The organism is Nostoc sp., from assembly GCF_035638895.1.
Taxonomy (GTDB): domain Bacteria; phylum Cyanobacteriota; class Cyanobacteriia; order Cyanobacteriales; family Nostocaceae; genus Nostoc.
In genome coordinates this window covers 1-11,970 of sequence record NZ_DASQZC010000061.1, presented here as the reverse complement: position 1 = coordinate 11,970, position 11,970 = coordinate 1, and the positions used below count along the sequence as shown (strand labels likewise).

General features: G+C 41.9%; 14 protein-coding genes. 11 read left to right on the top strand and 3 right to left on the bottom strand.

Features of this window, described 5'->3' with window-relative positions; translation table 11 throughout:
- Positions 1 to 3: 3 nt before the first annotated feature.
- Positions 4 to 1,176 (bottom strand): Re/Si-specific NAD(P)(+) transhydrogenase subunit alpha, encoded by a 1,173-nt coding sequence (locus VE944_RS02620; protein WP_324971855.1) that lies wholly within the window; start codon positions 1,174 to 1,176, stop codon positions 4 to 6.
- Positions 1,177 to 1,936: 760 nt separating this feature from the next.
- Here VE944_RS02620 and VE944_RS02615 point away from each other — a divergent pair.
- The 7 genes from VE944_RS02615 (at position 1,937) to VE944_RS02585 (ending at position 6,161) form a co-directional block, all read left to right on the top strand.
- A complete protein-coding gene (locus tag VE944_RS02615) occupies positions 1,937 to 2,449 on the top strand; it encodes a DUF2808 domain-containing protein (RefSeq protein WP_324971851.1) in 513 nt (170 codons plus the stop codon).
- 135 nt (positions 2,450 to 2,584) lie between these two features.
- The gene (rpmH, locus tag VE944_RS02610; protein WP_094327629.1) at positions 2,585 to 2,719 is read left to right on the top strand and encodes a 50S ribosomal protein L34; all 135 of its coding nucleotides are present in this window, start codon (positions 2,585 to 2,587) and stop codon (positions 2,717 to 2,719) included.
- Between the two features lie 26 nt (positions 2,720 to 2,745).
- Positions 2,746 to 3,168 carry a ribonuclease P protein component gene (gene rnpA / locus VE944_RS02605; RefSeq protein ID WP_324971842.1) on the top strand — a complete coding sequence of 141 codons (423 nt, stop codon included), beginning with the start codon at positions 2,746 to 2,748 and terminating at the stop codon, positions 3,166 to 3,168.
- Positions 3,155 to 3,547 (top strand): PH domain-containing protein, encoded by a 393-nt coding sequence (locus tag VE944_RS02600; RefSeq protein WP_324971839.1) that lies wholly within the window; start codon positions 3,155 to 3,157, stop codon positions 3,545 to 3,547. Before rnpA ends, VE944_RS02600 begins: the two co-directional genes overlap by 14 nt.
- 215 nt (positions 3,548 to 3,762) lie before the next feature.
- A complete protein-coding gene (gene yidC, locus VE944_RS02595) occupies positions 3,763 to 4,914 on the top strand; it encodes a membrane protein insertase YidC (RefSeq protein ID WP_324971836.1) in 1,152 nt (383 codons plus the stop codon).
- The gene (locus tag VE944_RS02590) at positions 4,911 to 5,438 is read left to right on the top strand and encodes a Jag family protein (protein ID WP_324971833.1); all 528 of its coding nucleotides are present in this window, start codon (positions 4,911 to 4,913) and stop codon (positions 5,436 to 5,438) included. The genes yidC and VE944_RS02590 overlap by 4 nt, the downstream gene beginning before the upstream one ends.
- 204 nt (positions 5,439 to 5,642) lie before the next feature.
- Positions 5,643 to 6,161 (top strand): YceD family protein, encoded by a 519-nt coding sequence (locus tag VE944_RS02585; RefSeq protein WP_324971831.1) that lies wholly within the window; start codon positions 5,643 to 5,645, stop codon positions 6,159 to 6,161.
- A gap of 92 nt (positions 6,162 to 6,253) precedes the next feature.
- Here VE944_RS02585 and VE944_RS02580 read toward each other — a convergent pair whose 3' ends face one another.
- Complete coding sequence (locus VE944_RS02580) at positions 6,254 to 7,375, bottom strand: HNH endonuclease (RefSeq protein ID WP_324971828.1); 1,122 nt, start codon at positions 7,373 to 7,375, stop codon at positions 6,254 to 6,256.
- Positions 7,376 to 7,534: 159 nt separating this feature from the next.
- Between VE944_RS02580 and VE944_RS02575 the strand changes: the two genes are divergently transcribed.
- The 4 genes from VE944_RS02575 to VE944_RS02560 all read left to right on the top strand — a co-directional run bounded on the left by VE944_RS02575 (position 7,535) and on the right by VE944_RS02560 (position 11,256).
- Positions 7,535 to 7,669, top strand: a complete 135-nt coding sequence (locus VE944_RS02575) for a hypothetical protein (RefSeq protein ID WP_324971825.1) — start codon at positions 7,535 to 7,537, stop codon at positions 7,667 to 7,669.
- A 2-nt stretch (positions 7,670 to 7,671) separates the two neighbouring features.
- On the top strand, positions 7,672 to 9,183 hold the full coding sequence (locus VE944_RS02570; protein WP_324971821.1) for an AAA family ATPase: 1,512 nt from the start codon (positions 7,672 to 7,674) through the stop codon (positions 9,181 to 9,183).
- Positions 9,184 to 9,295: 112 nt separating this feature from the next.
- Positions 9,296 to 9,832 (top strand): SH3 domain-containing protein, encoded by a 537-nt coding sequence (locus VE944_RS02565; protein ID WP_324971818.1) that lies wholly within the window; start codon positions 9,296 to 9,298, stop codon positions 9,830 to 9,832.
- 170 nt (positions 9,833 to 10,002) lie between these two features.
- Positions 10,003 to 11,256, top strand: coding sequence for a peptidoglycan-binding domain-containing protein (locus VE944_RS02560; protein WP_324971816.1), 1,254 nt, complete (start codon positions 10,003 to 10,005; stop codon positions 11,254 to 11,256).
- A gap of 152 nt (positions 11,257 to 11,408) precedes the next feature.
- On the opposite strand, the gene VE944_RS02555 is transcribed toward VE944_RS02560, so the two are convergent.
- A partial coding sequence (locus VE944_RS02555) for an SbcC/MukB-like Walker B domain-containing protein (RefSeq protein WP_324971813.1) occupies positions 11,409 to 11,970 on the bottom strand: 562 nt, incomplete at its 5' end.

The window sequence follows — 11,970 nt, the reverse complement described above, 5'->3', positions numbered from 1 at the left end:
TCCCTAATTAACCGCCGGTTGTTGAGTATTCAAAGCTTGTAGCGCATCCCGCACTCGTTGATTGCGAATTTCACCTGCGTGGGTAACGCAAGCTGCATCAACGATGTCGTCTCCAAAGTCTACCTGCAAAGCTTTATCTTTAATTAGCAGTTGCATCAACGATGTTACGTTCTTGGCATACAATTGGCTGGCGTGAATTGGCATTGATGATGGGAGATTGATGGGGCCGATAATTGTCACACCCTTCCAGACAATATCTTTACCTGGTTCGGTGCAAGCGCAGTTACCACCCTGTTCAGCAGCCAAATCCACAATTACTGAACCTGGTTTCATTTGTGCCACCATTTCTTCTGTAACTAGCCGTGGTGCTTGTCTCCCAGGAACTTGGGCGGTAGTAATCACTACATCAGAATTTTTGACATGTTCGGCCACAACTTCTTGAGTGCGTTGTTTGCTAGCCTCAGAAATTTCCTTGGCGTAACCACCAGCAGCGACGGTTTCTTCTTCTAATTTGACTTCAACGAATTTTGCCCCTAAGCTTTGCACTTCTTCTTTGACGGCGGGACGAATATCAAAGGCTTCTACCACTGCTCCCAAACGTCTAGCGGTGGCGATCGCTTGCAATCCGGCTACACCAGCGCCCATAATAAATACTTTCGCTGGAGCGATCGTACCTGCGGCTGTGGTTAACATCGGAAAATATTTTGGTAATGCAGCTGCGGCAATTAATACAGCCTTGTAACCTGCTAATGAAGCTTGCGAGGACAAAGCATCCATACTTTGCGCCCTGGTAGTACGGGGAATCATTTCCATACTCAAGGCTGTAACTTTACGATTTGCTAGTTGCTGTGCTACAACAGGGTTTCCCAAGGGATTGAGGAAACTGAGTAAAACAGCCCCTTCCTTTAAAAAATCAATTTCTGAGCGTCCATCTTCTCGCTCTTGTGGGGGGCTAACTTTCAAGAGAATATCTGTTTCGCCCCATAATTTGGCAGTATCACTGATTATTGTGGCTCCTGCGGCTTCATAGTCAGAATCGGCAAAAAATGATCGTTCTCCTGCACCTGTTTCTACCCAAACTTCCAAACCTTGTTTTACCAATCGAGTAACGGTGTCAGGAATTAATGCCACACGACGTTCACAAACTTCAATTTCTTTAGCAACTGCTATTCTCATGAAATCTCCTGAAGATAAATACCTAATTTCTGCCAAGTAAGCGATTGTCTAGATGAGAGCATTTCGCACTCATAGTACTTAAGCGGCAAAATCAGCCACGACTTTTACTTGTAGATTGAACCTTGAAACTTTCCTCTCCACTGTTTAGCTGTCCAGGCAAAGCCTGACTTTGCCGTTCGCAGATGTCATATTTTCAGATAGTTGCAAACAGGGTTACGTATTGCACATCCTAAATTGATTCCCAAATTTTGCATCTTTATCTTCAGCTTGTTTTCGGGATTGAGAAATTCTGGTATTCCTTTCTTATAGAGTAATATTGACCAAATTTTGAAGCTCGATAATTTCCCAATCAACTTTTAATGATTACGACTTTGATTCCAACTTATTTATAATTAATTTAGCCTAAGTTAACTGGCGATCGCTGATGGCACGCCTCAATTTTTATAACAAAATTCTCCAATTTAGATACACTTATACATATTTGGAAACATAATCCAATCCCGACTGTGTTTATACTTGGTTCAAAATTTGACTAACCTAGTCATCAAATCATTACTCTGTAAGGGTAATCAAGTAAATCGAGTATATGGTAAATTTATAACTAAGTAATTTTGCTGTAGTCCAAAGGTCAGTGAGGATGGCACTTTTTTTTGTTATTGAACGTCAATTGTCAGGAAGTCAGTAGTAAAGTTTAGTAACGAATACTAACACACAGTTATTTTAGATAACAGATTTATATTTTGGTAGAGGAAGCCTGATTATGCGACGTTTACTTTCTGCTTTAGCCGTGACTAGCTTTTTGGTTACTGGATTACCAGCCTTGACTTGGGCGCAAAGTTTACCTGGATTTACGCTATTTAGCGGTGTGAAACAAGAAAATCAGCTGCCCTTTAGGTTAGATTTTGGTGGACAAGCCAATGGTTGGGATCGATACATATTAAGGATTCCATCCCAAAAAATGAAACTGGCTGTTGGTCAATTTGCCATTACTTACCCTGATTATTACAAAGGAACTTTTGACCAGAAAAAAATTGAAGTCCGAGTCAAAGGTAAAGCAGTTGCGCTTTCTGAGGTGAAGTGGGATAAAGAAGGTAAGCTAATTAATATTTTTCCCCAAGAGCCAGTACCAGCAGGTAGTGCAGTTGAGGTAGTCTTATCTAACGTGAAAAACCCAGCCTTCGGCGGAGTTTACTATTTTCGCTGTCAAGTTCTCTCGCCTGGCGATGTGCCACTATTGCGCTACATGGGAACATGGATTTTGAGCATCAATTAAGTTTGGGGAGTGGGGAGATGAAGGAGCTGAGGAAGCAGGGGGAGAAATAACCAATGCCCTATTCCCTATTCCCTAATAAAGTAATACAATTAGAGATTGTGAGTTTTTATAAAAATCACCTAAGAGGAGAAGAGTATGAAAAGAACACTAGGCGGCACTAGCCGTAAGAGAAAAAGAACCTCTGGTTTTCGCGCTAGGATGCGGACACCAGACGGCAGGAACGTGATTAGCGCCAGGAGAAGAAAGGGGCGTCACCGTTTAAGCGTTTAGGGCGGATCTAAGCTAAAAGAGCATCTGTGGCTTTGCCTAAAGCAAATCGGCTAAAATCCCGCAAGGATTTCCAGGCAGTTTTTCGGGAAGGGATTCGGCGTCATGGCTCTTATTTAACATTGAGAGCCTTAAAGCCTTTATGTTCAACAAAACCTTCTTTGTCCACTGCCACCCAGACTACACAAGCAACTGACTCAGCACATCTTGTCAGCACGCGGATTGGCATTTCCATAAGCACAAAAGTAAGCAAAAGGGCAGTGGTTCGCAACCGAATCAAACGGCAAATTACTTCTGCTTTACATAGCTTGCTGCCTAAATTATCACCAGGATGGCGGCTAGTGTTCATTGTCAAACCCACAGCAGCAGAAACTAAGTGCGTAAGCCCACAATTTCTGCAAGAATTAGAGCAGTTGTTGGCACAAGCTGAGGTGTTCGATGGGAATTCGTGAAGATGTTTATTATGAAGGTGGCCCCCATCGTGGGGATTTAATTGTCAACCTGTTGATTGGGCTAACTATTGTCGGGATACCATTAACAGTCGGGGCAATTGTCAGGGCATTGTGGCTGCGTTTCCGCATCACCGATCGCCGAATTACTGTGATCGGAGGTTGGCAGGGGCGCGATCGCACTGACATAATTTACTCAGAAATAGTCAAAGTCGTCACAGTCCCCCGTGGCATTGGCTTGTGGGGAGATATGGTACTAACCTTAAGAAACGGCAGTCGTCTCGAATTACGGGCAATTCCCAAGTTTCGGGAAGTCTATGACTACATCAACGAAAGAATTGCTGCGAAAAATCCAGAATATAGCGCTGCTGCTAACAAGTGATGGGAGTAGGGAGTAGGGAATGCAAGATTTACTCAGATAAAATCCAAAGTTAAGAACTTCCTGCTTACCAAAAACTACATACCACTCCCAATTCCCCACTCCCCACTCCCCTTTTTTTGGATGTGCGGCTATCCGTAGCGAAGGGTAGTCGCACATAATTTATGATTTAGATAAATTAGATTCAGTTTACAGTACCTCAGGTTGAATTCAGAATAATGGATTTTGGTATCGGCTTTCTCTCGAACAACGTGATGCTGCCAATCATAGATTTCTTCTATGGTATTGTGCCTAGCTACGGATTAGCGATCGTTGCTTTGACCCTGATAGTCCGCTTCGCGCTCTATCCCCTGAGTGCTGGCTCAATTCGCAACATGCGGAAGATGCGAATTGTACAACCTCTGATGCAGAAGCGGATGGCAGAAATCAAAGAGCGCTATAAGGATGAACCGCAAAAGCAGCAGGAGGAAATGGTCAATGTTCAAAAAGAATTTGGCAACCCCTTGGCAGGCTGTTTTCCATTACTAGTGCAAATGCCGGTCTTATTAGCTCTGTTTGCAACTTTGCGGGGTTCGCCTTTTGCAGGTGCTAACTACAGCGTTAATCTGCAAATCTTACCCGCAGCACAAATCGAACAAATTCAACCGCAAGCCTTTGCCACTGCTCCTCAAAATATTTACGTTGCTGATGGAGAACACGTTAAGGTAGCTGCCATCCTTCCTAGTGGTAACAAACTAGCGGTGGGAGAACAAACTAAGATCCAATATCAGACCGTTGAGGGCAAACCATTTCAAGTACTCTTAGAAGAACACCCAGAAAATAAGCTCATTCCTGATTGGAAAGTCACCAAAGGTGAAGATAGAATAAAAATTGATGCCCAAGGCAATGTAGAAGCATTGCAGCCCGGAGAAGTGACTATTCAAGGAATAATTCCTGGACTAGCAGCAGACAAAGGCTTTCTATTTATTGATGCCTTAGGTAGGGTTGGCGCAACTGATCCAGATGGCACAATCCACTGGGATATCGTCGCTATGATCGTCTCCTTTGGAATAAGCCTTTATGTTAGCCAAATGCTTTCTGGGCAAAATTCCAGTGGTGGTAATCCGCAGCAAGATACAGTTAACAAAGTCACTCCAGTTATTTTTTCTGGGATGTTTTTGTTCTTCCCCTTACCAGCAGGGGTGCTGATGTATATGGTGATTGGTAATATTTTCCAAACTGCACAAACTTATCTTCTCTCCCGCGAACCTCTACCAGAAGAACTGCAAAAAATCGTAGCAACCCAAGAGAAAGAAGCAGTAGTCACAGAACAAAAGGCATTGCCATTTGAACCAAAAAGTGCCAAGAAAAAGGCAACAGGGGGATCATGAGCAACATTCCCATGCAGCGAGGTGAACAGTGGTTAAAATCCCTGCTGGAACTCACTGGAATACCTGCTGAGATTCAGGGTCATTTAGAAACTGCCCAATCTCAAGACGGCGATTCCCCAGAACCAGATAATTACTGGTTAACAATTGACCAAACTAATTTGACGACAGAACAAATCCAGGTATTAATTGGTGCTGATGGTTCTGTGTTAGATGCGATTCAGTATCTAGCAAATTCGGTTTTAAACCTGAGCCAACCCCCAGAGGAACAAGCCTCTTACACCATTGAGTTGAATGGCTACCGGGTCAAAAGAGAAGCCGAAATTCGCGCATTAGCAGAAGCAGCAGCCGATGAAGTGCGCTTTTCTGGTAGAGAAGTGGAAATCAAATCTCTCAGTTCTGCTGAAAGGCGGCAAATTCATACCTTCTTGAAGGAATTTGGAGATTTAGAAACCTTCAGTCGCGGTAAAGAGCCACATCGTCATCTGGTTGTCTGTCCAGCTTCGTTGGAAGGGGTTAGGAGTTAGAAGTCATTCAATTTTGGATTTTAGATTTTAGATTTTTTATTCAATCCAAAATTCAAAATCTAAAATTGGCAAAGTTAGGAGTTAATTGAAAACTCATAACTATATAATTTCAAAATTCCTCTTGTTGCCTAAAATAAAGATGTAGTATCAGTATTATTGCTGGTAATGAAGATAAATTCTTAGTGAGGATGTCTCACAAATCCTATGGACGCAATTTTTATTCCGCAGCTAACTAAAGCCCCGGAGCGGACAGAGGAAGTTCAGGTTCAGGAATTTTTGCCTGGTCTGGAAACGTTGACACCAGTTCGCGGTCATGTGCGCGTGGAGCATCATGGCAATTACCTGGAAGTGTCCGCTCAGGCAGAAACAATTATTACTTGTACCTGCAATCGCTGTTTGCAGCAATACAATCGACGTTTAGGGCTTGATACGAAGGAAGTCATCTGGTTAGACGAAACTGCAAATCAAGTAAATGACTTGCCCTTAGAAAGAGAAGTAGTTATGGAAGAGTTGCTGGAAACCTTACCGCCCGATGGTTATTTTTATCCCAACGAATGGCTGTATGAGCAAATGTGCTTGGCAGTACCTCTGCGCCAACTGTGCAGTAGGAATTGTCCAGGTATTCCTGTAAATACTACTGTTGAGAGTTCTGATAGTTCTGAAACTCCAGTTGATAACCGTTGGGCTTCTCTGGAAGCACTAAAAAAGCAACTTCCAGGGTAGATATTTAATGCGCCGTTTGCTGTATTACGGCGCAATTGATTATCTATTTCTGAGTATGAATTATCTAGAGTATCTAACACTCCCTATAAACTCTACTCTTGATTAAAAAATCCTTTGTCGTGAAGCAAAGCAGCAATTTTATCAGTACATTCTATAGTTAATTCTGATGTCATTTCTTTAGTAAAAACTGTATCTTGTGGAATATCTTTGAAGAAATTTTCTATAACATTTTCAACTTCTTTGCTGAAGCTCTCATAAATTTGCTTATTATTTATGGTTTTAAATAGGCATCTCAAAGAATTCTGAATTTGCTGCAAGTTATTCTCTCGAAGTTGTATAACTTTCAAAACTTCATCTCTAGTGAGACTAATTTCAATTACTTTATCTCTAATTTTTTGACCTATAACATCAAAAGAATAGAATTCTTGATATTCTTTCCCTGTGTAAGCATCTGATAGTAATACTAGAAACTTTAAGGTACTAAAAAGCTCGATATAAGCATATAGTATTTTTTCACTAGGATTACCTACAACAAATAAACTATGTAAAACTTCTATATTTTCTAAATTGTAATTAGTAATATTTTCTGGATGATAGTGCCAAACAGTATTATTTAACTGACCATCTCTTATATAAGGAATTAAGTGCGATATATTATTTCGCTCCCCTCCTTTGTAAATATAGAAACTAGTTGCCATTTTACAGATAGCTCGAAATGCTTCATCTCCTCCAAATGTGAGTTGATACTTAATAGAACTATCAATGAATTCTTGTCGCTTGATTGCATTACTCATCATTTCCTGAACGTCAATCCAGGAATGCTTACGTTTAAGCCCCTTAAGCACCTCTTTCATCTGATTCTCATCTCTAGTAGAGACAGAAAGATAGATATTATCTTCATCGTATCTCACATCAATAGTTGGCTTAATCGGTGCTATTTTACCACCAGAAATTAAAGATACCTCTTCCCCTGTGTTAACTATTTTTGCTTTAGTGTATGGATTCTTATATCTATCGCGCTTGATGTCAAGAACTAAACCTATAGTATTTAGCTGTTTACCAAGAGCAGCATCTATGGCATCAAAGTGTGGAGCACATTCGTTGCAAATCAAAGATGATGATTTGAGCCTGCCTCCTATTGAATTAAGTATTATATGTTCTTTGTAAAGATTGTCTGGACTAATTTCGTATTCACAAATGTAACATTTAGACATATACTTTGTTTGCTTAATTTGGAAAATAGTCAGTAACAAACCTTAGCAAAATTAGGCTGAATTTGCCAGCGAGAAACAATGTTTACATCCAATTTTTAAGAATTTTGATAATAGTCTGTAAAAAAGTGAGTAATTTTAACCATCTGATTATCCTGACAGATGATTCAACTATACCCACCACAACAGAGGATCGATCGCAGTTGTAACCGCTATAGATTGCTAGATGTTGCTTTTTTAGTTGTTAGAGGCGATACAAACCTGAACAATGAGAGAAGAACAAATAACCACAGCTAAATATGAACTTCCGTGAAGAGTTTAAACTGCTGCTACGCGCCCGCTACCCTTTAATTTATATTCCCACCTATGAAGAGGAACGGGTAGAAGCAGCTATCCGGGAAGAAGCAACCAACCAGGGTAATCGCCCAGTGTATACTTGGGATTTTGTCGATGGCTACCAAGGAAACCCTAATGATGTTGGGTTTGGGCGACGTAACCCGTTGCAAGCTTTAGAATTTATCGAAAAATTACCAGCTTCCGCACCTGCGGTATTGATTCTCCGAGATTATCATCGCTTTTTAGATGATGTTGCGATCGCTCGCAAACTCCGCAATCTATCTCGACTTCTCAAGTCGCAACCAAAAAATATTGTCCTACTGTCACCACGCATCGCCATTCCTGACGACTTAACCGAAGTTCTAACAGTCGTCGAGTTTCCCTTACCTGCCGCCCCAGAAATTAGAACTGAGGTAGAACGCTTACTACAAAGTACTGGGAACTCGCTTTCTGGCAAAGTTTTAGATGATTTGGTGCTGTCTTGCCAAGGGCTTTCTATGGAAAGGATTCGCCGGGTTTTGGCAAGAGCGATCGCTACCCACGGAGAATTGCGACCAGAAGACGTGGATCTCGTTTTGGAAGAAAAGCGCCAAACTATCCGCCAAACCCAAATCTTGGACTTCTACCCTGCCACTGAGCAAATTTCTGATATTGGCGGACTGGATAACTTGAAAGATTGGTTGATTCGGCGGGGAGGTTCATTTACTGATAAGGCACGACAGTACGGATTACCGCACCCCCGTGGTTTAATGTTGGTGGGTATTCAGGGAACTGGTAAATCGTTAACGGCAAAAGCGATCGCTCATCACTGGCATTTACCCTTGTTACGTTTGGATGTGGGGAGGTTATTTGGTGGTTTGGTGGGTGAATCAGAATCTCGCACTCGCCAAATGATCCAAGTAGCTGAAGCTCTCGCTCCCTGTATTTTGTGGATTGATGAAATAGATAAAGCTTTTGCCGGACTTGGTAGCAAAGGTGATGCCGGAACAGCCAGTCGTGTGTTTGGTACTTTTATAAACTGGCTAGCCGAAAAAAGCTCACCCGTTTTTGTCGTCGCCACTGCCAACGACATCCAAGCTTTACCCCCGGAAATGCTCCGTAAGGGGCGATTTGATGAAATTTTCTTTGTGGGATTGCCCACCCAAGAAGAGAGAAAAGCAATTTATGACGTTCATTTATCCCGATTGCGCCCCCATAACTTAAAAAGTTATGACATTGAAAGGTTAGCTTATGAAACGCCCGATTTTTCTGGGGCAGAAATTGAGCAAACTTTAATTGAAGCGATGCACATTGGATTTAGCCAAAACCGCGACTTTGTTACTGATGATATTTTAGAAGCAGCCAGTCAGATCATCCCCTTGGCACGAACTGCTGTAGAGCAAATTCAGCAACTCCAAGAATGGGCTGCTGCTGGGAGAGCGCGTTTAGCATCTAAACACAATCCTTTAAGCGAACGCCTCCGGCGCACTACGTGAACGCATTCAGCAGTAGGTACAATAATTGGTTAGTTAATAATTGTTAGTCAATAGTCAACAGTTAATCATGAATTACTATTGACTATTGACCACTGGTGATCAGGTTTTAAATATGTTGTCTGGCTTCATAAAGTTTATACTTGGGTTTTTCTTAGCGATCGCTGTGCTTATAGGTGGCGGTGTTGCAATTGGACTCTATTTCTTCAATCGCACTGGCATACCCCCTGCGAAACCCGTTTATTCCAACGATAGTCCCTCGGTGAAGGCCCAAGCTCCCAAAGCAACTGAGCCTAAAGGAGGTAAATCCAGCCTTACACTTGGGATAAAAGCTGAATCGTCTCCAAGTCCAAACTCCACTCCCACAGAATCACCAAAGCCTACCCCATCACCAAAACCATTGCCATCGGGAGCTTACCAAGGGCGTGTTAGTTGGCGTGAAGGCTTGAGTTTGCGATCGCAACCAAATCAAGAAGCTGAAAAGATTGGTGGGGTAACTTTTAATCAAAAAATTATTATCTTGGAAGAAAACCAAGATAAATCTTGGCAAAAGATTCGTTTGGAAGGTAGCGAACAAGAAGGTTGGGTGAAAGCAGGTAATACTCAAAAAGTTGATGAAAAACCAGAAGATACAGAACAACCAGAGCGATAACAATAATTTACAACTTTTCCATAAATAAAGTTAGTTACTCTGAAACCCTTGCAAGAGCAGCTGCCCTCCCCCCTGCTTCTGGTTAATTACTTGTAAAGAACCATACACAAAACCAACACAACACAGAGCAAGCCGTATAATTAGGTGTAGTCATAACTTGAAAAAAACAAGTGGAAACACGGCTAAATAGCTATTTAACCAAGCTTGCCTCAGTCTACGAGGCATCCGAAAGCGTCAAGGTTGTTCCTAGCGTAGCTAATTTCAAATTCAATAATTTGAAAAAGTTATCTAGTGGTGCGGCGATGCGTCTTTTGTCTGTAGCACTGATTACGGGGCTGCTGAGTATCGCTGGACAAGCTTTAGCACTTCAGAAAATAGGAAGTAATGGCGCTGAAGTTAGCAGTAGTCAGAGATGTTTAAAAAAGTTAGGCTACTTTAACGGCCCGGTGAGTGGCAAGTTTGCTAGCTTGACTCAGAATGCTGTGATCAAATTTCAGCAAGCCAATAGAATCGCTGCTGATGGTGTTGTAGGTGCTAGTACTCAAAGAGCCTTGCAACGAGCATGTCAAAGTAGAACTTTTAGCAGGAATACCAGTGGTGGTCAATATCCTGTCTTATCTCAAGGCAAAACTGGTGCAGCCGTAACAAGGTTACAACAGCGTTTGCGGCAGTTAGACTACTTGAATACTAATCCCACTGGGAATTTTGGCCCAATGACTAGAAATGCTGTAATTGCATTCCAGCGAAATTATCGCATATCTGCTAACGGGATTGTAAATCAACAAACTTGGAACGCATTACTGGGTTCCTCTGCGACTCCAGGCAGATCAAAGCTCTCTACTCAACAAGTGAAAGAATTACAAGTGCGTTTGCGGCAGCTAGGTTATTTTAATACTGCTGCTACTGGGAATATTGGCCCAATAACCAGAGAAGCTGTCACTCGATTCCAGCGAGATTATCGCCTACCTGTTGATGGCATCGCCAATGCACAAGTTTTGGAGTCAGTGCGTAGAGCCTCAACACCTGGATATACTACTCAACAACCAAGCAGAAGTTATTTGACTGTAGGCGATCAAGGAGATAATTTCAATTATACTGACAATAACGCTTATGTATATCGTGATACTAATGACTACGTAGTACCTCAGACTAATCGCTATGTATTACCACCTCCTAATGGCTACGTTGTACCTGTAAGTAATGGCAACACATTAGTTGCTAATAATCCCTACAGAGTAATAGTGCCAATTTCCAATAATGATACTCTGAGTAAAGTGCAACAATATATACCCGATGCTGTCACGGAACAATCCCATTTAGGGGATTATGTGAATGCTGGGGCATTTAGCGATCGCGCCCAAGCAGAAACACTATCAAAAATGCTCCGCTCTTATGGTCTTGATGCACGGGTAAAATACAATTAACTAATTCGTAATTCATAGTTCGTAATTCGTAGTTAGGCGTTACTGATTCCATGTATGAAAATGATTTTGCATAATACCAAAATCCTTGTAGAGACGTAGCACTGCTACGTCTCTACATTCGGATTCATACTTCAATTCAGCAACGCCCGTAATTAAATTGACAAACTTAACTGCGAACCTTCTTGAGTTTTATTCACTTCAATCCTGGCTTGGAAAGCTTCTTTGAGGTGGGGCATGTGAGTGACAGTGAGGATGCAAGCAAAATCGGAGGAGATCGCATTAATCGCTGCAATCAAGCGATCGCATCCTTCGGCATCCTGTGTACCAAAACCTTCATCCACAATCAACAATTGCAAAGCCGCCCCCGCCCGTTGCGCTAATAATTTCGCCAAAGCCAAACGGATAGCAAAGTTAATTCTAAAAGCTTCCCCACCAGAGTAAGTTTCATAAGCTCGCGTTCCTCTAGAATCGGCGATTAAAATATCTAAGGTGTCTATCAGCTTGGCATTTTTCTTGGTTGATTTAGCACTACGTCCAGCTTTTTGAGTAATAAATTGTACATGAAATTGATTTCCACTCAGCCGCGAAAGGAGTTGATTTGTCTCGGCTTCCAGTTGCGGTAACACATTCTCAATCATCAATGCTTGGATACCATTTTTACCAAAAGCTTGTGCTAATTCCTGATAAACACGATATTCCTGCTTGCAAGATTGG